Below are 21,339 nucleotides of genomic sequence, written 5' to 3'. Positions count from 1 at the left end.
ACACCTGACTATCGATAAAAACTCATTGAAGCCATGACGCTGGCGCATGCCTCATCGAGAGGCATGCGCTCACCTTTTTCGTGCTGTCAGACAGCCCGAATCACGTGTTTGATTTCCTGGAAAGCCTGCAAGCCCCACGGCCCCAATTCGCGACCGATGCTGCTCTGTTTGTAGCCACCCCAGGCGGTCTGCGGGAAGATCACTTGCGGCGCGTTGATCCACACGAGCCCCGCCTGCAAAGCGTTGGCGACCCGATCGGCCGCTTCGGCGTCGCGAGTGACCACGCTGGCCACCAGGCCGAACTGGCTGTCGTTGGCCAGGGCAATTGCCTCGGCTTCAGAGGTGAAACTGCGCACGCAGATCACCGGGCCGAAAATCTCTTCGCACCACAGCGCACTGTCGAGGGGCACGTCGATGAAAATCGTCGGCTGCAAAAAATAGCCGCGTGGCAGATCTGCCGGACGATTACCGCCGCAGATCAGCTTCGCCCCAGCACTCAAACCACGGTCGATGTGGCCCAGCACACGTTGGTATTGCGCCTGATTGACCAGTGCGCCCATTTCCACGTTCGGGTCGAACGGGTCGGCCACGCGAATAGCTTCGGCACGGGCCTTCAATCGCGCGACAAATTTATCCGCCAATTCGTCGGCGACCAGCACGCGGCTGGTGGCGGAACACATTTGCCCGGCATTGAAGAAGCCGCCACCGCAGGCCACTTCCACGGCCAGCTCGATGTCGGCATCGGCAAGTACCAGCAGCGAAGATTTGCCGCCGAGTTCGAGACTCACGCCTTTCACGGTTTCCGCCGCTCGCTGCATCACCTGCACGCCCACCGCGTTGCTGCCGGTGAAGGAAATCTTGGCGATGCGTGGGTCAGCCGACAGCGGTGCGCCGACGGCCAGACCGGTGCCGCAGACCAGATTGAACACACCGTTTGGCAGGCCCGCTTCAGCAATGATCGTCGCCAGTTCCAGCTCCGGTAGCGGCGTCACTTCTGACGGTTTGAGCACCACACAACAACCGGCGGCCAGGGCCGGGGCGAGTTTCCAGGCGGTGGTGACCATCGGGAAATTCCACGGCACGATCAGCCCCACCACACCGCACGGTTCGCGGCGTAAACGGGCGCTGAAATCGTCGCTCGGCAACGCCACGGCGCTGTCTTGCTTCGCGTCCAGGCCTTCGGCCAGACCGGCGTAATACTCGAAGGTGGCGATCACGTCGTCGACGTCGATGGCCGCTTCGAACAGCGGTTTGCCGTTGTTGCTCGACTGCAATTTCATCAACTGCTCGCGACCGGCCTGCACGCCTGCGGCGATTCTGCGCAGGATCGCCCCGCGCTCGGCGCCAGTGGTTTTCGACCATTCGTTGAAAGCGTTGGCCGCAGCCGTAACGGCCTGATCGACAGCGTGAGCATCGCCGCCGTTAACGGTGGTCAACAGGGCTTCGGTCGCCGGGTTGATCACGCGCAGATGTTCGCCTCCGGCGGACCATTGGCCATTGATGTACAAGCCATCCAAAGTAGTTGGAAAACTCATTTCGACACCGCCTTCATCCACTGGGCCTGATCAATTTCAATCAGGGACGGGCCCTGGCGATCGGTGGCGAGACGCAATGCACTGCGCAGTTCTTCGACACCACTAACCGCCTCGGCCGCGCAACCCAGGGCCTTGGCCACACCGATGAAGTCCGGGGTGTAGATGTCCACGCCTACCGGCTCGATGGCGCGGTTGACCATGTATTTCTTGATCTCTTCGTAGCCCTGGTTATTCCACAGCAGGACGATCACCGGGGTGCGTGCTTCCACCGCACTGGCCAATTCCGGCAGGGTGAATTGCAGACCGCCGTCGCCGATCAGGCACACCACCGGCGGGCGTGCGCCACCTTCGATGCTGCCACCGAGCCAAGCGCCAATCGCCGCCGGCAAGGCGTAACCGAGGGTGCCGTAACCGGTGGACGAGTTGAACCAGCGGCGCGGGCGCTCCGGGTTAAAGGTCAGGTTGCCGGTGTACACCGGTTGGGTCGAATCGCCGACGAACACCGCGTTTGGCAATTCGTACAGCACGGTTTCCAGGAAACGGGTCTGGGCCAGCGTCGGGGCGTCCCAGGACGCAGCCAGTTCATCGCGCAAACGCGCGGCCCGTACCTGGCCCCAATCGTTGCGACGCTCGGCCAGCGACTGGTGGGCCAGCGCACTCAGCAAGGCCTGAGCGGCGTTGCGCGAGTCGGCCACCAAGGCGACTTTCGGCGGGTAATTACGCACGGTCTGGTCGGAGTCGATGTCCACGCGCAGCAGCACGCCAGGAATTTCGAAGCCGCCAGCAAAGGTGACGTCGTAATCGGTTTCGGCCAGTTCGGTGCCGATGGCCAGCACCACGTCGGCCTCGGCGACCAGCGCGCGTGTGGCTACCAGGCTCTGGGTCGAACCGATCAGCAGCGGGTGACTGGACTCGAGCATGCCTTTGGCATTGATGGTCAGGGCCACTGGCGCATCCAGCAGTTCGGCCAGTTCAGTCAGCTCGGCCGCCGCATCGATGGCGCCACCACCGGCGAGAATCAACGGGCGCTTGGCACCGGCCAGCAAGTCGGTCATGCGGCTGATTGCGCTTGGCGAAGCACCGGCGCGGTCGATGTTGACCGGCACGCTGGCGAGCAAGTCATCGGCCTCTTCGACCAATACGTCCAACGGAATTTCGATGTGCACCGGACGTGGACGGCCAGCCTGGAACAGCGCGAAGGCGCGAGCCAGGACGCCCGGCAATTCAGCCGCCGACATCAAGGTGTGGGAGAACGCTGCCACGCCGCCGACCAGTGCGCTCTGGTTCGGCAGCTCATGCAACTTGCCGCGACCGCCACCCAATTGGCTGCGCGATTGCACGCTGGAGATCACCAGCATCGGGATCGAGTCGGCGTAAGCCTGGCCCATGGCGGTGGTGATGTTGGTCATGCCAGGGCCGGTGATGATGAAGCACACGCCCGGTTTGCCGCTGGTGCGAGCGTAACCGTCGGCCATGAAACCGGCGCCCTGTTCGTGACGTGGAGTGACGTGGTTGATGCTCGAACGGGCCAGCCCGCGATACAGCTCCACGGTGTGAACCCCGGGAATGCCGAACACCTGCTCGACCCCGTAACCTTCGAGTAACTTGACCAATACTTCGCCGCACGTCGCCATGTCTTTGCCCTTTTTGTTCGTTTGAGACGCCGGGCCTGCGCAGTGTTTATGATGGGTTGGCAGGTCCAGGGATGGCCTCATTGGAACGGGCGACACATAGCCGCAACAATGGATAAAAAGTCATACTAGCCATGTCCTCACGTCATACCTTGGATCCCAATGAAACGATTGCCTCCCCTGCCGGCGCTGCACACTTTTCTGATCACCGCGCAGTGCTGCAACTTCACCCGGGCCGCCGAACAACTGCACATCACCCAAGGCGCGGTGAGCCGGCAGATCGCCGGGCTGGAAGATCATCTGGGTTATGAGCTGTTCATTCGCCAGGCGCGGGGCTTGAGCCTGACCGCCGAAGGACGGGAGTGGTTGCCACGGGTGCAACAGATTTTCGGCCTGATCGACGAGGCGGTGGAGCAGATCGGCGAGAAGCGCGAAACCCTGCAATTGAAAGCGCCGACCTGCGTGATGCGCTGGCTGTTGCCACGCCTGTTGCAGTGGCAAAAGGAGCGCCCGGATGTACCGGTGGAATTGACCACCACGGTCAAACACGGCGTGGATTTTCATCGCGAGCAGTTCGATGCGGCGGTGATGTATGGCCCGCCGCCAGGCAGCTCACTGGCTTCCCGACATCTGTTCGATGAGCAACTGACGCCCGTGTGTTCCCGACCGATGCTTGAAGGGCCGATGGCTTTGCAGACGCCGGCCGATCTGCAACAGCACTTGTTGCTGCACCCCACCCGCGATGAACGGGACTGGAACGCCTGGCTGAAGGCCGCGGATATTCGGCTGAGCAATGTTGGCAAAGGTCAGCATTTCGAAACCCTGGACCTGGCGATGTCGATGGCGTCCCAGGGGACGGGCGTGGCGATTGGCGATTGGTCGTTGATCGGCGATGACCTGAGTGCCGGGCGGCTGGTCATGCCCTTTGAATTGAAGGTGAAAACCGGGTTGGCGTATTACCTGGTGTTTCCCGAAAAACCAGAGCCTTCGCCGAAATTGCGCGAATTGATGGGGTGGTTGGTGGAGCAGGCTCAATCACGGTAACCGCCCCCCGATGATCGTTCCCACGCTCCGCGTGGGGATGCAGCCCGGGACGCTCCGCGTCCCTTCAACAGCCGAACGCAGAGCGTCCGTTGAGGCATTCCCACGCAGAGCGTGGGAACGATCAGACGATCAATACCCGACAGTAAACCGTTGGCGGGAATGCTTCGGTGCTTCCACTTCATCAAGCAGCGCAATCGCGAAGTCAGCAAAAGTAATCCAGCTACGGCCTTCTGCGCTCACCAGCAAGTCATCCTTGCCGACCCGAAACGTGCTCGTGCGCTCACCTTCGACAAACTCCGCCGACGGCGACAGGAAGGTCCAGTCCAGGTCCTTTTCCCGACGCAAGGTATTGAGGAATTCGGCACCGGCGCTGGCTTCGGCCTTGTATTCCTCCGGGAAGCCTTCGCTGTCGATCACCCGAGAGCCGTCCGGCAGCAACAGCGAACCGGCACCGCCCACCACCAGCAGACGCTTGACCCCGGCCTGCTTCACCGGCTCGATAATCGCGCTGGCGGGGATGGTGGAGAAATGCGCAGCGCTGATCACCGCATCATGCCCGGCCACGGCGGCTTGCAGAGCAGCAGCATCGAGCACGTCGACGTTTTTGCTCACCACACCGGCACGCGGGGAGATTTTCGAGGTGTCGCGGGCGATGGCAGTGACACTATGACCGCGACGCAGGGCTTCTTCCAACAGTTGGCTACCGGCACGACCGGTGGCACCGATGATTGCGATGTTGCTCATGACGTTTCTCCAGTTGGCTTGGGTGAATCTGTATTTATGATCGTTCCCACGCTCCGCGTGGGAATGCAGCCCGGGACGCTCCGCGTCCCTTCCAAAGCCGAACGCGGAGCGTCCGTTGAGGCATTCCCACGCAGAGCGTGGGAACGATCAGTTGAGTGCGACGGATTACCACTTCATCTCACCTTTGGCGACTTTGGCGCTCAGCTCCAGCGAGCTTTCTTCGCCCAGGCTCGGGTAGCGTTTTTTCATTGCGGCGATCAGTTCGGCAGCGTCTTTCGCCTTGGCGGTTTCTTCGTCGAAAGCCTTGATGTAATCGGCAGTGAACTGCACCGCCGCCAGAGAGCGAGCGCTCTCACCGAGGTAGTGACCCGGCACAATGGTGGTCGGCTTCAGCGCTTCAATCGCCTGCAACGTTGTCAGCCAATAGGCATGAGATTGCGGGGTCTGGGTGTCGGCCATCCACACATGAATGTTTTCGGCAACAACCACGCCACCGACCACCGCCTTGATCGACGGGATCCACACAAAGCTGCGATCCGGCTGCTTGCCGTCCAGGCCGATCACCTGCAATTTCTGCCCTTCCAGCATCAGGCTGTCGCCCTTGAGCACCTGCGGCACGATGGTTTTGTTCGGTACATCAGCGCCCATTTTCGGACCCCAGAACGCCAGTTTGCCGTCGACGGTTTTTTTGATGTGATCAACCGTCGGTTGCGAGGCCAGCACCTTGGCTTTCGGGAACGCTTGGGTCACGGTGTCGAGGCCGAAGTAGTAATCCGGGTCACCGTGGCTGATGTAGATGGTGGTCAGTTGCTTGCCGCTGGCGCGGATTTTTTCCACTACCTGTTCGGCCTGGGCTTTGCCGAATTGCGCGTCCACCAGAATCGCTTCCTTCTCGCCGCTGACCAGCACCGAGGTCACCGGGAAGATCGCGTGGGTGCCGGGGTTGTAGACGTCCAGCGTCAGAGTGGACGCCGCAGCGGCATGGGTCGCGAAGCCGAGCGTGGCAGTTGCCAGAAGAATGCGTTTGATTGAAGTGAAGCCGATCATCTGTTGCTCCGTTGTCCGAATGCCGTGCTTGGCGATGGGACAGAGCTTAGTTGCCTGGTTCGATACAAAAAATGCGATGCTTGAACATAGTTTGTTTCTGAAAGCGGGCAAATCATGGATCGTCTACAAGCAATGCGGGTGTTCGTCACGGTGGTGGACCTGGGCAGCCAGTCGGCCGCCGCCGATCACCTGGACCTTTCACGGCCGGTGGTTTCACGCTATCTGGCAGAGCTGGAAGATTGGGTTGGCGCACGCCTGATGCACCGCACCACACGCAAATTGAGCCTGACCGCCGCCGGTACGGAAATTCTGCCGCGCTGTCGGCAGATGCTCGATTTGTCCACCGACATGCAGGCCGCCGTCAGCGAGCCGGACGACGCACCGCGAGGCCTGCTGCGGATCAGCGTCAGCACCTCGTTCGGCCAGGCGCAACTGGCGGACGCCATGGCGGCTTACGTCAAACGTTATCCCGGCGTCAGCATCGATATGCAAATGCTCGACCGCACAGTGAACCTGGTGGATGAACGCATCGACCTGGCCATCCGCACCAGCAACGACCTGGACCCGAACCTGATCGCCCGGCGCCTGACGGTCTGCCGCTCAGTGATCTGCGCCTCTCCCGCTTACCTGCGCGAACACCCGACGCCGCAACGGGTCGAGGACCTCAGCCTGCACAACTGCCTGACACATTCCTACTTCGGCAAAAGCCTCTGGCATTTCGACCAGAACGGCGAGCCCGTCTCAGTGCCGGTGCAGGGCAACATCAGCGCCAACGAAGCCAGCACGCTGTTGCGCGCGACGATCGCCGGCGCCGGTGTGGCGATGCTGCCGAGCTATCAGGCGGGAGTGCATATCCACAGCGGCGAACTGATCCGCCTGCTGCCCCAGGCCGAGCCCCGGCAGATGAACATCTATGCGGTGTATGCCTCACGCAAACACATGCCGGCGGCGTTGCGCAGCATGCTGGATTTTCTGGTGATCAGATTTCCCGAAGAGCCGGGGTGGGACATCGGTCTGTAAACACCTCCCCTGTGGGAGCTGGCTTGCCTGCGATGGCGTCGTCACATCCAACAATGATGCTGACTGATAGCCCGCTAACGCAGGCAAGACAGCTCCCACAGGGAATATCAGTGTTCTGAATATCGCGTTAACGGCGAAGGCCGCTTTGCTGGCAACTCACTGGCGCTGACCTATGCTCAAAGCAGTACCGAAAGGTATTCGTTCAGAGGTCAACGCCATGAACATCAAAACAAGAAGATACCTCGCCATTTTTATCACTTGCGCGGCGACGCTGGCGCTGTATGGCACAGCCGCCTGGCGGGTCGAGCAGTTACGACAAGTGCCCCGTGAATACGCGAGCTGCAACTTTGAACGCTGCATTCCCCACAACGCGACCCTCAACGCCCTCCGATGACGATCTCACCTGTGGCGAGGGAGCTTGCTCCCGTTGGGTCGCGAAGCGGCCCCAGCATTTCAATGAGAACACCGCATTCACCGAATTACGACTGCTGCGCAGCCGAACGGGGCAAGCCCCCTCGCCACAGGATTCAGGCCCCGTTGTCCTGATCGGCCTTCAAGCGGTCGCGAAAGGCCTTGGGCGAAATGCCCACGCGACGCCTGAACAGGCGTGTGAAGTTGGTCGGATCGGAAAACCCCAACACGTCGGACATTTCATAAATGGTCATGCTGGTGTAGGTCAGCAAGCGCTTGGCCTCCAGCAATTGACGCTCATGCATGATCTGCAACGCCGGTTGCCCCGCCAATTCACGGCACGTGCCGTTGAGATGAGACACGGAAATCCCCAGCCGATGAGCCAGGTCCTCGACCTTGACGTGCTGGCGATAGGTTTCTTCCACCAGTTGAATAAAGCCGTTGAGGTATTCCCGGGCCCGCTGCGGACGCTGAGTGGCGGTTTGGCGCTGAATCACCTGACGGCTGATCCACACCATAATCACGCTGACCAGCGAATGCATGAGCATTTCCCGCGCCGGTTGATGGCCGGTGTACTCGCTTTGCAGCGCCGAAAACAGGCTGTTGAGGTACTCGCTGTCCTTGCCCGCCGGGTAGCTTTCGGCCTGTGCCAGAGCGTTCACCGAATTGCCCAGTTGTGCTTGCAGGTGAGCGATCAGCGGCGCGGCCAGCGTGACGACGAAACCTTCGACGTCCTCGGAAAAGCGATAACCATGCACCGATAACGGCGGCAGAATCAGGATTGCCGGCTCGGTCAATTTTGAGCGTTTGCCTTCGATCTCAAGCTCTGCCTGACCTTTGAAGACGAAGAGCAACTGACACAAATCGGCGTGGCGATGGGGTTTGATTTCCCATTGATGTTCGCGGCTGCGTTTGGAAATGGTTTCACAGTGCAACAAGTCAGGGGTCGGCCAGTCCAGGCTTTCACCGTAGAGTTTGAACACCGGAATCGATGGCAGGTCAGGCTTGTTCATCACTTCAATCCAGGCCTCGAGGGTAACGGGGCGATAATCGCACCGATTGGCAGAATGTACAGGTATCGGCTCAGTTTTCCCCTTCAATTGACAGACCCGCAAGTGAAAAATGCAAGTACTCGATCCATAAAAATCATTCACCGGCCTTGGTCGTGTGGAGCTTGCGAGTCATAAAAACAATGAAAACACTGAAAACCCAAGTCGCGATCATCGGTGCCGGCCCCTCTGGCTTGCTACTCGGCCAATTGCTGCATAACGCCGGCATCGACACTCTGATCCTCGAGCGCCAGACCCCGGACTACGTGCTCGGACGTATCCGCGCCGGTGTCCTCGAACAAGGCATGGTAGAGCTGTTGCGTCAGGCCGGGGTGGGTCAGCGCATGGATGCCGAAGGGCTGGTCCATGCAGGCTTCGAACTGGCCCTCGACGGGCGCCGGGTACACATCGATTTGCAGGCGCTGACTGGCGGCAAAACTGTAACGATCTATGGCCAGACCGAGGTCACCCGCGATCTGATGGCCGCTCGTCGGGACGGCGGTGCACAGACGATCTATGAAGCCAGCAATGTCGTCCCCCACGGCATGAAAACCGCCGAACCCTTTGTCACCTTCGACAAGGACGGCGAAACGTATCGACTCGATTGTGACTACATCGCCGGTTGCGACGGCTTCCATGGCGTGGCGCGACAATCGATCCCCGCTGACTGCCTGAAGGTGTTCGAGCGGGTGTATCCGTTCGGCTGGCTGGGGATTCTCGCTGACACGCCACCGGTGCATGAAGAGTTGGTCTATGCACGGCACGAACGGGGTTTTGCGTTGTGCAGCATGCGTTCGCCGACACGCACCCGTTATTACCTTCAGGTCCCGGCCCAGGACAAAGTTGAAGACTGGTCCGATCAACGCTTCTGGGATGAGCTCAAATCCCGTCTGCCAGCCGCCCTCGCCGACGCGCTGGTGACCGGTCCGTCGATCGAAAAAAGCATCGCGCCGCTGCGCAGTTTCGTGGTCGAGCCGATGCAGTACGGGCGGATGTTCCTGGTCGGCGACGCCGCTCACATCGTCCCGCCCACCGGCGCCAAGGGTTTGAACCTGGCGGCCAGTGACGTCAGTACGTTGTTCAATATTCTGCTGAAGGTGTACCGCGAAGGGCGTGTGGATTTGCTGGAGAAGTATTCCGAGGTCTGCTTGCGTCGGGTGTGGAAAGCCGAGCGGTTTTCCTGGTGGATGACCTCGATGTTGCATCGCTTCGACGAGCACGACGCGTTCAGCCAGCGCATCAGCGAATCGGAACTGGCCTATTTCGTGGACTCTGAGGCGGGCCGAAAAACCATTGCCGAAAATTACGTCGGGCTTCCATACGAGGCTATCGAATAGCCTACTACCGATCTACACTGGCGAGCATCCCGCTCGCCTTGCCCGCTGCGGGCCCATTACTGCCCGCAGGTTTTACCCGTGACCAATCTCAACCAGCCTGAAACGCCCAAACCGGCCATTCGCAGCGTGCTGATCGCCCTGATGCTGGCGATCTTTCTGGGCGCGCTGGACCAGACCATCGTCGCCGTGTCGATGCCGGCCATTTCCGCGCAATTCAAGGATGTCAGCCTGCTGGCCTGGGTGATTTCCGGGTACATGGTGGCGATGACTGTGGCGGTGCCGATCTACGGCAAACTCGGCGATCTGTATGGCCGCCGCAAATTGATGCTGTTCGGCATGGGGCTATTCACCCTGGCGTCGTTGTTCTGCGGCATGGCGCAGAGCATGGAGCAATTGGTGCTGGCGCGGATCCTTCAGGGCATCGGCGCCGGCGGGATGATTTCGGTGAGCCAGGCAATCATCGGCGACATCGTTCCACCCCGCGAACGCGGTCGCTATCAGGGTTACTTCAGCAGCATGTACGCGGTGGCCAGCGTGGCCGGCCCGGTTCTCGGTGGCTACATGACCGAATACCTGTCCTGGCGCTGGGTGTTCCTGATCAATATTCCACTGGGCCTGGTTGCCTGGCGGGTGGCCCACCGCACGCTGGTGGGGCTGCCAGTGCCGCAGCGCAAGCCGATCATCGACTACTTCGGCACATTGCTGATGATCATCGGCCTGACGGCGTTGTTGCTGGGCATTACTCAGGTTGGCCAGGGCTATTCGTGGCGCAGCACCGAAGTGTCGGGGTTGCTCGGTTGTGCGGTGGTGGTGCTGGCCGTGTTCGTCTGGCATGAACGGCGGGCGCGGGAACCGTTGCTGCCGATGCATTTGTTCGCCAATCGCAGTGCGATTCTTTGCTGGTGCACGATTTTCTTCACCAGTTTCCAGGCGATTTCCTTGATTGTGCTGATGCCGCTGCGCTTCCAGAGCGTCACCGGCGCCGGGGCCGACAGCGCTGCGCTGCATCTGTTGCCGCTGGCCATGGGCTTGCCAATAGGCGCGTATTTCGCCGGACGCCAGACCTCGGTGACCGGTCGTTACAAACCGATGATCCTGACCGGCGCCCTGCTGATGCCGTTCTCGATTCTCGGCATGGCGCTCAGTGCGCCTCAGGCGTTTGTGCTGAGCAGCCTGTTCATGTTGCTCAGCGGCATCGCCAGCGGCATGCAGTTCCCGACATCGTTGGTGGGTACGCAAAACTCGGTGGAACAACGGGACATCGGCGTCGCCACCAGCACCACCAATCTGTTTCGCTCTCTGGGTGGTGCAGTGGGCGTGGCGTTGATGTCGGCGCTGTTGCTGGCGTTGTTACAGGATTCGAGTTTCGCTCATCTGGCGGGCTCGTCGTTGATGGCCGAAGGGAGTTCGGGGAATGTCTTGCTCGATGGTTTGAACGCCGCTCCAGGGGATGCACAAAACGCTCTGCGGGCTGAACTGCTGCTGACCTTTCGGCATTTGCTGATGGTCAGCGCGGCGGTGTCGCTGCTGGGGCTGGCGGCGGCGATTGCCATGCCGAATAGAGTGTTGCGGGGGCGGGAGGACACGGTTCGCTAACCCCACCGACCGATCATTCCCACGCTCTGCGTGGGAACGATCAACGCCACAGGCCCCATCACTGCATCGCGCTATTGAGACCGGGTGCGCAGCTGTTGCTGCAGATTCTGGATCTGTGCCTGCAGGGTGTTGATATTGCGGGTGACCTGGCCACGGAAGGCGTCGAACTCGGCGATGTTGGTGCCACCTTGCGCGGCGGCCGGGCGGTTGTCCTGTTGGCTTTTGAGCACGATCATTTCTTGCTCCAGGCGCTCGATGGCGGCGCTCGGGTTGCCTTGTTTCTTCAGCGCGACGATGTCAGCGCCCAGGCTTTTCAGTTGGGCGTCGAATTGGCTGGTATCGTCCGACGCGCTCTTCAACGCGGCCAGTTCGCCGCTCAAGGCTTTGACCTGGGCCTGCAACTGAGCATTGGCGGTTTGTTGTTCGGTGGCTTGTGCGGTCATTTGCGCCAGACGCTTGTCCAGTTCGGAGGTCTGGCCGAGTACGCCTTTGCTCTGGTCCTGAAGCTTGCTTTCCAGCTGCTTGCTCTGGTCCTGGAGTTTGCCTTCGAGCTGTTTGATTTGCAGCTTCAACGCTTCACTGCCTGTGTTTACGTTGGACTGGCTGGCCACGACCTTGCCGGAAATGTCCTGCAAGCGCCCCGCCGCTTCCTCACTGATGCGCGCGAAACTTTCCTGGGTCGCCACCAGTTGCTGTTCCATCAGCGAGATCTGCTGAAAACTCCACCAGGCAAGGCCGGCGAAGGCAAAGAACAACGCGCCGACCAATGCCCACAGGGGGCCGGTGCTCGGGCCTTTGACCTTGACCACCGGTGCGGTGCGCGAATGCACGGCAGTGCGAGCGGTGGTCGGAAAATCATCGTCATCGAGGCTGTCGGCGCGCAGGCTCGGGACATCGAAGTCGTCGTTGGCATCGTTACGCATGGGCATTAGGGTCAACCTTTGTGGAACGCGGTGATGGCTTGATGCGGCGAAGTATAACCCCCGCTGCCGCACCGGTTGACCCTGAACCCCGAACTCGGTTCAGTAAGGGGCCGTCCTTGTGTGTCAGCGAATGTCCTGAGCCTTCCACCAGCCGCAGAACTCATCAAGGGCGGTCCAGAGGCTGACTTTCGGATCGTAGTCCAGATAATGCCGTGCGCGGCTGATGTCCAGGGTGAAGTTTTTGTTCATGACTTGCATGCCCAGCCGCGACAGGGTCGGCTCGGGACGACCTGGCCACAGCTTGCACACACCCTCGTTGAGCGCGGCAAGGCTGTAGGCCAGACCGTAGGAACGGTAACGGGTAACCTGTGGGACATCCATCTGACGCATCACGTAATTCACCACATCCCACAACGGAACCGGCGCTCCGTTGCTGATGTTGTAGGCCTTGCCCAACGCCGAACCACTGGCCAGCAAGCTGCTGAGCAACGCTTCATTGAGGTTTTGCACGCTGGTGAAGTCGACCTTGTTCAGGCCATTGCCGATGATCGCCAACCGCCCCTTGCGCTGCATCTTCAGCAGTCTCGGGAAAATGCTCATGTCGCCGGCGCCCGTCACGAAACGCGGGCGCAGGGCCAGGGTTTCGAGGCCGAATTCCTGCGCCCCAAAGACTTTTTGCTCGGCCAGGTATTTGGTTGCGGCGTAGGGATGTTTGAAGCGCTTGGGCACCTGGTCTTCGGTCAACCCCAGATGATCGCGGCCATCGAAGTAGATCGACGGCGACGACAAGTGCACCAGACGCCGGACCCGTTGTTTCAGACAGGCTTCGACCACGTTCTCGGTGACTTCGACGTTACCCTGATGAAAGTCCTGATACCGCCCCCACAAACCCACTGCGCCGGCGCAATGGACCACAGCTTCGACGTCTGAACACAGGTCGCGAGCCAGTTGCGGGTCGCTCAAGTCGCCCTGAATGAACTCGGCGCCACGGCGCACCAGATGCTCGACGCTTTCGGCCCGGCGACCGTTGACCCGCACGTCCAGGCCCTGCTCCAGGGCGAAACGCGCAAAGCGTCCGCCAATGAAGCCGCTTGCGCCGGTGACCAGAATCTTCATGAATTGCTCCGAATATTTCGTTTTGCGTTTTGCGCTTTGCATATTGCGTAGGGCGTAGGGCGCAGGGCATGAGGTCTTGACGCTGCCCGTCAGCCCAACGGCACCAGCCATTGCTTTGACGAGCGCACCAATTGATCGGTGAGTAACCCCAACAGCTGACCGCCATTGCGCCAATGATGCCAGTACAGCGGCACATCGATCGGCTTATCTGGCAAAAGCTCCTGCAGGATGCCGCGCTCAAGTTGCTCGCGCACCTGCAATTCAGGCACCAGGCCCCAGCCAAGCCCTGCTTCCGTGAGACGAAGAAACCCTTCGGACGATGGGCATAAATGGTGTTCGAAACCGCCCTCCACACCGAGGGATGCGAGGTAGCGATGCTGTAGGAAATCATCCGGGCCAAACACCAGGGCCGGGGTTTTGGCTAACTGATCGGCACGCACACCGTCGGGAAAATGCCGGGCAATAAACGCCGGGCTCGCCATCGCTCGGTAACGCATCGCCCCCAACAGCACGCTGCGCGCACCAGCCACCGGTCGCTCACTGGCGCAGACACACGCCGCCACTTCACCTGCGCGCATGCGTTTGAGGCCGACGGTCTGGTCTTCTACCACCAAGTCGAGCAGCAAATGTTGTTCCGCACAAAAGTCCCCCACCGCCTGTGCCCACCAAGTCGCAAGACTGTCGGCATTCAGAGCGATACGCAGGCGTTCCGGCAGGCCTTCTTCGTCCAGCGCCGGGACCAACGTTTGTAGATCGCGCTCACGCAATCGCACCTGCTGCACATGGTTGAGCAATCGCCGGCCAATCTCCGTCGGCGCCGGGGGGGTGACCCGCACCAGCACCGGTTGGCCGACCCGTGCCTCCAGCAGTTTGATCCGCTGGGAGATGGCCGATTGGGACAACCCCAGCACCTGCGCGGCGCGTTCGAATCCGGCCTGTTCGATCACCGCGGCGAGCGCGGAAAGTAATTTGTAGTCGAACATCAGTTTTCCTAATGGGCGATCAGGACTATTGGTTTTTCTTATACAGCCTCGAACCGGAGAATGGCCAGCAAGAACTCTTGAACAAGGATCACCGACATGGCTGGCGAAACGTCATTGGCAACCCTGCTGCGCAGCATGAGCCCGCAACTCAACGACGGCGAATACGTGTTCTGCACGTTGCGCGACGGCAAGCTGCCCGCCGGCCTTGAGATTGTCGGCAGTTTTCGTGAACAGGAAGGGCTGACGCTGATTCTGCAACGTTCCGACGCCGAAAAGGCCGGTTTCAGCTTCGACTACGTCGCCGCCTGGATCACCTTGAACGTGCACTCGGCCCTCGAAGCCGTCGGCCTGACCGCCGCGTTCGCCACGGCGCTGGGCCAGGCCGGCATCAGTTGCAACGTGATCGCCGGGTATTACCACGACCATTTATTCGTCGGCCAGGCCGATGCCGAACGCGCCGTGCAGGTCCTGCGGGATCTGGCGGCCAACGCGGAGTAATACGTATGTGGCAAAGCTATGTGAACGGCCTGTTGGTGGCCGCGGGGCTGATCATGGCGATCGGCACCCAGAATGCGTTTGTGTTGGCGCAAAGTCTTCGGCGTGAACATCACCTGCCGGTGGCGGCGCTCTGCGTGACCTGCGATGCGTTGCTGGTGGCCGCCGGAGTGTTCGGCCTGGCGACGGTGCTGGCGCAAAACCCGACCCTGCTGGCTATCGCCCGTTGGGGTGGCGCGGCGTTTCTGCTGTGGTATGGCAGCCTGGCGCTGCGTCGGGCCTGCTCGAAACAAAGCCTGCAACAGGGTGAAAATCAGACCGTGCGCTCGCTGCGGGCGGTGTTGCTCAGCGCATTGGCGGTGACACTGCTCAACCCGCACGTTTATCTGGACACCGTTTTGCTGATCGGTTCTCTCGGCGCACAACAAACCGAGCCCGGTGCTTATGTGGTGGGCGCGGCCAGTGCGTCACTGTTGTGGTTTTTCACTTTAGCCCTTGGCGCGGCATGGCTGGCGCCGTGGCTGGCACGGCCAGGCACCTGGCGAATTCTCGACCTGTTGGTCGCTGTCATGATGTTCACAGTAGCGTTCCAGTTAATCATCGCTTCATGATTTATTCCAAAAGGCTCTGGAACCTCTATTCCACACAGTTGTTGCGTGGTTATGCCGCACCCCCGGTGCTATGATCCGATCCCTGCGCCGCAAAGAGTACAAACTCCCCGGCGCATGTCTGGCCGCCCGTGATCGGCCTTGCGCTCACCGCAACTGACCTGATTAGGAGAATCATCATGGCTTTCGAATTGCCGCCGCTGCCTTACGCGCACAATGCCCTGCAGCCGCACATTTCAGAGGAAACTCTGCAATACCACCACGACAAGCACCACAACACCTACGTCGTGAACCTGAACAACCTGGTGCCAGGCACCGAGTTCGAAGGCAAGACCCTGGAAGAAATCGTCAAGACTTCCTCGGGCGGTATCTTCAACAACGCCGCTCAGGTCTGGAACCACACTTTCTACTGGAACTGCCTGGCGCCAAACGCCGGCGGTCAACCAACCGGCGCACTGGCTGATGCCATCAACGCCGCTTTCGGTTCGTTCGACAAGTTCAAGGAAGAGTTCAGCAAAACCTCCATCGGCACCTTCGGTTCCGGTTGGGGCTGGCTGGTGAAAAAGGCTGACGGTTCCCTGGCCCTGGCCAGCACCATCGGCGCCGGCAACCCGCTGACCAGCGGCGACACCCCGCTGCTGACCTGCGACGTCTGGGAACACGCTTACTACATCGACTACCGCAACCTTCGTCCGAAGTACGTCGAAGCGTTCTGGAACCTGGTCAACTGGAAGTTCGTGGCTGAGCAGTTCGAAGGCAAAACCTTCACCGCTTAAGCTTCGCGCCAGTCAAGAAACCCGGCTTTTTTGCCGGGTTTTTTATGGGCTCGGGAAATGGGTACATTCCTACAGCCGCCTTCGTGGGCAAGCCTCGCTCCAGAGGAGCGGTCACAAAATCTGTGTACGACACAATTCCTGTGGGAGCGGGCTTGCCCGCGATAGCGGTGTGCCAGGCCCAGGGATGTTGGATGTGCCGCCGTCATCGCGGGCAAGCCCGCTCCCACAGGATTGCGGTGTATCTGAGAGCTACGCCGGGTCGACGTTATCCAGCGCCCGGTTCACCGCCAACTCCGCCACCATGATGATCTGCTGAATCGCCAACGCTATATGGCGCTGCGGGCCGATCAGATTGTTGGCGAAATCGCTGGCCAGGACACTCGCTGACGCCAACGATTCGTAGGCGTGGGCCAGCAGGCTTTCGGTGCCGGCATCCGGGGCGACCATAAACATCGTGCTGGGACGACGGGGTTTTTCGGTGTATTGCGCCGGGGGATCAAGGTAGTAATCAAGGGCGCGTTTTATCGCTTCGCGGTCTTTGAGTAATTCTTCGGTGCGCGAAGCTTCGGCGTTGGGGGTGGTGGTGTTGAAGGGTGGGTCGGGGATTAACTTATCCATACAAACTCCTGCTGAAATGGTGCCACCACTCGCCGGATCTCAAGCGGCTAAGAGGTGGCAGCTATGTGCAGAGTGAGATCACCGGTAGCAGGCACCCGGCCAGACCGAAGTCTGCCCGCACACAGCCGCCATAACGCATTTACAGGCAGCGGATAAGCTGGCGCCAATTATGGTGGTATTGGCGCTAGATGCATACTAGTTGCCGGGGATCTCACGCCCGGTCGCTGAATTTGCAGCGACAGCCAAAGGTTAGGGAATCCGCTTCCCACCCGGCAACCTGAAAAATGCGTGGGAAAGATCTGCGTTCTGACAAGCCCATTAAACAACCCATACCAGACGCCGGTCTCTGTAAGAGGGAGCATTCCCACAACACGAGTGGCATTCGCCCTCTTGCCCCCACACCACAGCGGGCTAACATCAACCACAAGGAAAAATTGTCCCGCGCCCCTCAAGTTGAGGGCCCCAACAACCGACACAGTGCTAATAGGGCAAATACTCCAAACAACAGCATATCGGCCAAGCTACCGGCAAAATCCCCTGGGTTGGATTGTCCCTTTGACTGACATCACGGGATTGCCAATACTCATGGCAACTTGACGCTACCCGCACGGAACAAGGAATTACCCTTTGAAGCTGGAACTCAAGAACAGCTTGTCGGTGAAGTTGCTCCGGGTCGTGCTCCTGTCGGCATTGATCGTCGGCGTGGTCTTGAGCTGCGCGCAGATCGTTTTCGATGCCTATAAAACACGCCAGGCCGTGGCCAGCGATGCCCAGCGCATCCTCGATATGTTCCGCGACCCTTCGACCCAGGCCGTCTATAGCCTGGACCGGGAAATGGGCATGCAGGTGATCGAAGGCCTGTTTCAGGACGACGCCGTGCGCATGGCCTCCATCGGCCATCCTAATGAAGCCATGCTTGCGCAAAAAACCCGTGAACTGCAGCACTCCAACAGCCGCTGGCTGACTGACTTGATCCTCGGCAACGAACGCACCTTCACCACCCAACTGGTGGGCCGCGGGCCCTACAGCGAGTACTACGGCGACCTGAGTATCACTCTCGACACCGCCACCTATGGCAAGGGCTTCATAGTCAGCTCGGTGATCATCTTCATCTCTGGCGTATTGCGCGCCCTGGCCATGGCCCTGGTGCTGTATCTGGTCTATCACTGGCTGCTGACCAAACCGCTGTCGCGGATTATCGAACACCTGACCGAAATCAACCCGGACCGGCCCAGCGCCCACAAGATTCCGCAGCTCAAGGGTCATGAGAGAAACGAGCTGGGGGTCTGGATCAACACCGCCAACCAGTTGCTCGAATCCATCGAGCGCAACACTCACCTGCGCCACGAAGCGGAAAACAGCCTGCTGCGCATGGCCCAGTACGACTTCCTCACCGGTTTGCCGAACCGCCAGCAATTGCAGCAACAACTGGACAAAATCCTCGTCGACGCCGGCAAATTGCAGCGTCGGGTCGCGGTGTTGTGTGTCGGGCTCGATGATTTCAAAGGCATCAACGAACAGTTCAGCTATCAGACCGGCGACCAGTTGCTGCTGGCCCTGGCCGATCGCCTGCGAGCCCACAGCGGCCGCCTCGGCGCCCTCGCCCGCTTGGGGGGCGACCAGTTCGCACTGGTCCAGGCCGACATCGAACAACCCTATGAAGCGGCCGAACTGGCCCAAAGCATTCTCGATGATCTGGAAGCGGCGTTCGCCCTTGATCATCAGGAAATCCGCCTGCGCGCCACCATCGGCATCACCCTGTTCCCCGAGGACGGTGACAGCACCGAGAAGTTGCTGCAAAAAGCCGAGCAGACCATGACCCTGGCCAAGACTCGCTCGCGCAACCGTTATCAGTTCTATATCGCCAGCGTCGACACGGAAATGCGTCGGCGCCGCGAGCTGGAAAAAGACCTGCGCGATGCCTTGATCCGCGACCAGTTCTACCTCGTTTACCAGCCGCAGATCAGCTACCGCGATCATCGCGTGGTGGGCGTCGAGGCGTTGATTCGCTGGCAGCATCCCGAACACGGGCTGGTGCCGCCGGACCTGTTCATCCCGCTGGCCGAGCAGAATGGCACCATCATCGCCATCGGCGAATGGGTGCTGGATCAGGCCTGCAAACAATTGCGCGAATGGCACGATCAGGGTTTCGAGCTGCGCATGGCGGTGAACCTGTCCACCGTGCAACTGCACCACGCCGAGTTGCCGCGGGTGGTCAATAACCTGCTGCAGATGTATCGCCTGCCACCGCGCAGCCTGGAACTGGAAGTCACCGAAACCGGCCTGATGGAAGACATCAGCACCGCCGCTCAGCACTTGCTGAGCCTGCGTCGCTCCGGTGCGCTGATCGCCATCGACGACTTCGGCACCGGTTATTCATCACTGAGCTATTTGAAAAGCCTGCCGCTGGACAAGATCAAGATCGATAAGAGCTTCGTTCAGGATCTGCTCGATGACGACGACGATGCGACTATCGTTCGGGCCATCATTCAGTTGGGCAAGAGCCTGGGCATGCAGGTGATTGCCGAAGGCGTGGAAACCGCCGAGCAAGAGGCCTACATCATCTCCGAAGGCTGCCATGAAGGTCAGGGCTATCACTACAGCAAACCGCTGCCTGCGCGGGAATTGAGTGCCTACCTAAAGCAAGCCCAGCGCACTAACGCATTCATTCTCTGAAACAGCCTTTGTAGCAGATGGAAAAACCCTGTGGCGAGGGAGCTTGCTCCCGCTCGGCTGCGTAGCAGTCGCAATCAGGTTGACGCGATACTTCTGGCAGAACCGGGTTGCAAAATTTTGGACAGCTTCGCCGTCCAGCGGGAGCAAGCTCCCTCGCCACAGGGCTTCGCCAGTTGCTATAGATCATGTTCCTGGCATTTAGCCGCGCGAATAAGAAATATTTACAAGCACAACCCTTTACACATAATGCGAAAGATTTGCATTATGTCGCAGTTTTGCGTGCGCCCCGCGCGCGTCCAATCAATCACCGAAGCAGGATGTTCGCCATGATTCGTATGCCTCTGGCCACCGCCAGTCTGCTGGCCATCGCTATTTCCCTCGCCGGTTGCGGCGAAGGCAAAGACAAGGCTGCCGCTCCGCAAGCGCCGACCCCGGCCGCCAGCACCACTGCTCCGGCTGCGCCTGCTGCTGCCGGTAAAGTCGATGAAGCCGCCGCCAAGGCTGTGGTCGCGCACTACGCCGACATCGTCTTCGCCGTTTACAGCGATGCCGAATCCACCGCGAAAACCCTGCAAACCACCGTCGACGCGTTCCTCGCCAAGCCGAACGCCGACACCCTGAAAGCCGCCAAGGCTGCCTGGGTCGCGGCCCGCGTACCTTACCTGCAGAGCGAAGTGTTCCGCTTCGGCAACACGATCATCGACGACTGGGAAGGTCAGGTGAACGCCTGGCCACTGGACGAAGGCCTGATCGACTACGTCGACAAATCCTACGAACACGCACTGGGTAACCCGGGCGCCACCGCCAACATCATCGCCAACACTCAGGTTCAGGTCGGCGAAGACAAGGTCGACGTGAAAGACATCACCCCGGAAAAACTCGCCAGCCTGAACGAGCTGGGCGGTTCCGAGGCCAACGTCGCCACCGGCTACCACGCCATCGAATTCCTGCTCTGGGGCCAGGACCTGAACGGCACCGGCCCTGGCGCCGGCAACCGTCCGGCTACCGATTTCCTGGAAGGCAAAGGCGCTACCGGCGGTCACAACGATCGTCGTCGCGCTTACCTGAAATCCGTGACCCAACTGCTGGTCAACGACCTGCAAGAAATGGTCGGTAACTGGAAGCCGAACGTGGCCGACAACTACCGCGCCACGCTGGAAGCGGAACCGGCTGAAACCGGTCTGCGCAAAATGCTGTTCGGCATGGGCAGCCTGTCCTTGGGCGAACTGGCGGGCGAGCGCATGAAGGTTTCCCTGGAAGCCAACTCTCCGGAAGACGAACAGGATTGCTTCAGCGACAACACCCACAACTCGCACTTCTACGATGCCAAAGGCGTGCGTAACGTGTACCTGGGCGAATACACCCGCGTCGATGGCACCAAAATGACCGGCGCCAGCCTGTCGTCGCTGGTGGCCAAAGCCGACCCTGCTGCCGATACCGCGTTGAAAGCTGACCTGGCCGCCACCGAAGCCAAGCTTCAGGTCATGGTCGATCACGCCAACAAGGGTGAGCACTACGACCAACTGATCGCTGCCGGCAACACCGCAGGCAACCAGATCGTGCGCGACGCCATCGCCTCGCTGGTCAAGCAGACCGGTTCGATCGAAGCGGCCGCTGGCAAACTGGGCATCAGCGATCTGAACCCGGACAACGCTGATCACGAGTTCTGATCAACGCTGGCTGAGCGAAAAGGCGATCTTCGGGTCGCCTTTTTCATGCCTGATTTTTGA

19 protein-coding genes are annotated in these 21,339 nt (G+C 60.3%); 10 read left to right on the top strand and 9 right to left on the bottom strand.

What is annotated here, in order from left to right; all coding sequences use genetic code 11:
* Positions 1-86: 86 nt before the first annotated feature.
* Positions 87-1,535: an aldehyde dehydrogenase family protein gene (locus PSH65_RS06800; protein ID WP_305425477.1), complete on the bottom strand. Its 1,449-nt coding sequence runs from the start codon at positions 1,533-1,535 to the stop codon at positions 87-89.
* Positions 1,532-3,169, bottom strand: coding sequence for a 5-guanidino-2-oxopentanoate decarboxylase (locus PSH65_RS06795; protein WP_305425476.1), 1,638 nt, complete (start codon positions 3,167-3,169; stop codon positions 1,532-1,534). Before PSH65_RS06795 ends, PSH65_RS06800 begins: the two co-directional genes overlap by 4 nt.
* 159 nt (positions 3,170-3,328) lie before the next feature.
* Between PSH65_RS06795 and PSH65_RS06790 the strand changes: the two genes are divergently transcribed.
* Positions 3,329-4,210, top strand: a complete 882-nt coding sequence (locus tag PSH65_RS06790) for a LysR substrate-binding domain-containing protein (RefSeq protein WP_305425475.1) — start codon at positions 3,329-3,331, stop codon at positions 4,208-4,210.
* Positions 4,211-4,339: 129 nt separating this feature from the next.
* On the opposite strand, the gene PSH65_RS06785 is transcribed toward PSH65_RS06790, so the two are convergent.
* Both PSH65_RS06785 and PSH65_RS06780 read right to left on the bottom strand, forming a co-directional pair.
* Complete coding sequence (locus PSH65_RS06785) at positions 4,340-4,954, bottom strand: NAD(P)-dependent oxidoreductase (protein WP_305425474.1); 615 nt, start codon at positions 4,952-4,954, stop codon at positions 4,340-4,342.
* 165 nt (positions 4,955-5,119) lie between these two features.
* Positions 5,120-6,001, bottom strand: coding sequence for an MBL fold metallo-hydrolase (locus tag PSH65_RS06780; protein ID WP_305425473.1), 882 nt, complete (start codon positions 5,999-6,001; stop codon positions 5,120-5,122).
* 114 nt (positions 6,002-6,115) lie between these two features.
* Between PSH65_RS06780 and PSH65_RS06775 the strand changes: the two genes are divergently transcribed.
* Positions 6,116-7,021 (top strand): LysR family transcriptional regulator, encoded by a 906-nt coding sequence (locus PSH65_RS06775; protein WP_305425471.1) that lies wholly within the window; start codon positions 6,116-6,118, stop codon positions 7,019-7,021.
* A gap of 172 nt (positions 7,022-7,193) precedes the next feature.
* Positions 7,194-7,415, top strand: coding sequence for a hypothetical protein (locus PSH65_RS06770; protein ID WP_305427086.1), 222 nt, complete (start codon positions 7,194-7,196; stop codon positions 7,413-7,415).
* 133 nt (positions 7,416-7,548) lie between these two features.
* On the opposite strand, the gene PSH65_RS06765 is transcribed toward PSH65_RS06770, so the two are convergent.
* Positions 7,549-8,445, bottom strand: coding sequence for a helix-turn-helix domain-containing protein (locus tag PSH65_RS06765; RefSeq protein ID WP_305425470.1), 897 nt, complete (start codon positions 8,443-8,445; stop codon positions 7,549-7,551).
* Between the two features lie 188 nt (positions 8,446-8,633).
* Here PSH65_RS06765 and pobA point away from each other — a divergent pair, with 188 nt between their 5' ends.
* Positions 8,634-9,818, top strand: a complete 1,185-nt coding sequence (pobA, locus tag PSH65_RS06760; protein ID WP_305426953.1) for a 4-hydroxybenzoate 3-monooxygenase — start codon at positions 8,634-8,636, stop codon at positions 9,816-9,818.
* A gap of 78 nt (positions 9,819-9,896) precedes the next feature.
* A complete protein-coding gene (locus PSH65_RS06755; RefSeq protein ID WP_305425469.1) occupies positions 9,897-11,414 on the top strand; it encodes an MDR family MFS transporter in 1,518 nt (505 codons plus the stop codon).
* Between the two features lie 71 nt (positions 11,415-11,485).
* Here the strand turns inward: PSH65_RS06755 and PSH65_RS06750 are convergent, their stop codons facing one another.
* The 3 genes from PSH65_RS06750 to PSH65_RS06740 all read right to left on the bottom strand — a co-directional run bounded on the left by PSH65_RS06750 (position 11,486) and on the right by PSH65_RS06740 (position 14,436).
* Complete coding sequence (locus PSH65_RS06750) at positions 11,486-12,343, bottom strand: ATPase (RefSeq protein ID WP_305425468.1); 858 nt, start codon at positions 12,341-12,343, stop codon at positions 11,486-11,488.
* 117 nt (positions 12,344-12,460) lie between these two features.
* Positions 12,461-13,453: an NAD(P)-dependent oxidoreductase gene (locus tag PSH65_RS06745; protein WP_305425467.1), complete on the bottom strand. Its 993-nt coding sequence runs from the start codon at positions 13,451-13,453 to the stop codon at positions 12,461-12,463.
* Between the two features lie 89 nt (positions 13,454-13,542).
* Positions 13,543-14,436, bottom strand: a complete 894-nt coding sequence (locus PSH65_RS06740) for a LysR family transcriptional regulator ArgP (RefSeq protein WP_305425466.1) — start codon at positions 14,434-14,436, stop codon at positions 13,543-13,545.
* 96 nt (positions 14,437-14,532) lie between these two features.
* Here PSH65_RS06740 and PSH65_RS06735 point away from each other — a divergent pair, with 96 nt between their 5' ends.
* From PSH65_RS06735 to PSH65_RS06725, 3 genes are all read left to right on the top strand, one after another.
* Positions 14,533-14,934: an ACT domain-containing protein gene (locus PSH65_RS06735; RefSeq protein WP_305425465.1), complete on the top strand. Its 402-nt coding sequence runs from the start codon at positions 14,533-14,535 to the stop codon at positions 14,932-14,934.
* A gap of 5 nt (positions 14,935-14,939) precedes the next feature.
* Positions 14,940-15,542 (top strand): LysE/ArgO family amino acid transporter, encoded by a 603-nt coding sequence (locus PSH65_RS06730; protein ID WP_305425464.1) that lies wholly within the window; start codon positions 14,940-14,942, stop codon positions 15,540-15,542.
* A 176-nt stretch (positions 15,543-15,718) separates the two neighbouring features.
* A complete protein-coding gene (locus PSH65_RS06725) occupies positions 15,719-16,315 on the top strand; it encodes a superoxide dismutase (RefSeq protein ID WP_007938876.1) in 597 nt (198 codons plus the stop codon).
* Between the two features lie 249 nt (positions 16,316-16,564).
* Here the strand turns inward: PSH65_RS06725 and PSH65_RS06720 are convergent, their stop codons facing one another.
* Entirely contained in the window at positions 16,565-16,933 is a 369-nt protein-coding gene (locus tag PSH65_RS06720) for a DUF6124 family protein (protein WP_305425463.1), read from the bottom strand.
* 627 nt (positions 16,934-17,560) lie between these two features.
* Here PSH65_RS06720 and PSH65_RS06715 point away from each other — a divergent pair.
* Together PSH65_RS06715 and PSH65_RS06710 are read left to right on the top strand one after the other, a co-directional pair.
* Positions 17,561-19,609 carry a bifunctional diguanylate cyclase/phosphodiesterase gene (locus PSH65_RS06715; protein WP_305425462.1) on the top strand — a complete coding sequence of 683 codons (2,049 nt, stop codon included), beginning with the start codon at positions 17,561-17,563 and terminating at the stop codon, positions 19,607-19,609.
* A 326-nt stretch (positions 19,610-19,935) separates the two neighbouring features.
* Positions 19,936-21,279 carry an imelysin family protein gene (locus tag PSH65_RS06710; protein WP_305425461.1) on the top strand — a complete coding sequence of 448 codons (1,344 nt, stop codon included), beginning with the start codon at positions 19,936-19,938 and terminating at the stop codon, positions 21,277-21,279.
* Positions 21,280-21,339: the final 60 nt, after the last annotated feature.

Origin of the sequence: Pseudomonas sp. FP603 (assembly GCF_030687415.1) — a bacterium.
GTDB lineage: Bacteria > Pseudomonadota > Gammaproteobacteria > Pseudomonadales > Pseudomonadaceae > Aquipseudomonas > Aquipseudomonas wuhanensis.
Note: the sequence above shows the minus strand (reverse complement) of the source record. Positions and strands in the feature narration are given on the sequence as shown.

Coding starts and splice junctions, on each gene's coding strand:
- PSH65_RS06800 (WP_305425477.1), bottom strand. CDS start 1,535: ATGAGTTTTCCAACTACTTTGGATGGCTTGTACATCAATGGCCAATGG.
- PSH65_RS06795 (WP_305425476.1), bottom strand. CDS start 3,169: ATGGCGACGTGCGGCGAAGTATTGGTCAAGTTACTCGAAGGTTACGGG.
- PSH65_RS06790 (WP_305425475.1), top strand. CDS start 3,329: ATGAAACGATTGCCTCCCCTGCCGGCGCTGCACACTTTTCTGATCACC.
- PSH65_RS06785 (WP_305425474.1), bottom strand. CDS start 4,954: ATGAGCAACATCGCAATCATCGGTGCCACCGGTCGTGCCGGTAGCCAA.
- PSH65_RS06780 (WP_305425473.1), bottom strand. CDS start 6,001: ATGATCGGCTTCACTTCAATCAAACGCATTCTTCTGGCAACTGCCACG.
- PSH65_RS06775 (WP_305425471.1), top strand. CDS start 6,116: ATGGATCGTCTACAAGCAATGCGGGTGTTCGTCACGGTGGTGGACCTG.
- PSH65_RS06770 (WP_305427086.1), top strand. CDS start 7,194: ATGCTCAAAGCAGTACCGAAAGGTATTCGTTCAGAGGTCAACGCCATG.
- PSH65_RS06765 (WP_305425470.1), bottom strand. CDS start 8,445: ATGAACAAGCCTGACCTGCCATCGATTCCGGTGTTCAAACTCTACGGT.
- PSH65_RS06750 (WP_305425468.1), bottom strand. CDS start 12,343: ATGCCCATGCGTAACGATGCCAACGACGACTTCGATGTCCCGAGCCTG.
- PSH65_RS06745 (WP_305425467.1), bottom strand. CDS start 13,453: ATGAAGATTCTGGTCACCGGCGCAAGCGGCTTCATTGGCGGACGCTTT.
- PSH65_RS06740 (WP_305425466.1), bottom strand. CDS start 14,436: ATGTTCGACTACAAATTACTTTCCGCGCTCGCCGCGGTGATCGAACAG.
- PSH65_RS06735 (WP_305425465.1), top strand. CDS start 14,533: ATGGCTGGCGAAACGTCATTGGCAACCCTGCTGCGCAGCATGAGCCCG.
- PSH65_RS06730 (WP_305425464.1), top strand. CDS start 14,940: ATGTGGCAAAGCTATGTGAACGGCCTGTTGGTGGCCGCGGGGCTGATC.
- PSH65_RS06725 (WP_007938876.1), top strand. CDS start 15,719: ATGGCTTTCGAATTGCCGCCGCTGCCTTACGCGCACAATGCCCTGCAG.
- PSH65_RS06720 (WP_305425463.1), bottom strand. CDS start 16,933: ATGGATAAGTTAATCCCCGACCCACCCTTCAACACCACCACCCCCAAC.
- PSH65_RS06710 (WP_305425461.1), top strand. CDS start 19,936: ATGATTCGTATGCCTCTGGCCACCGCCAGTCTGCTGGCCATCGCTATT.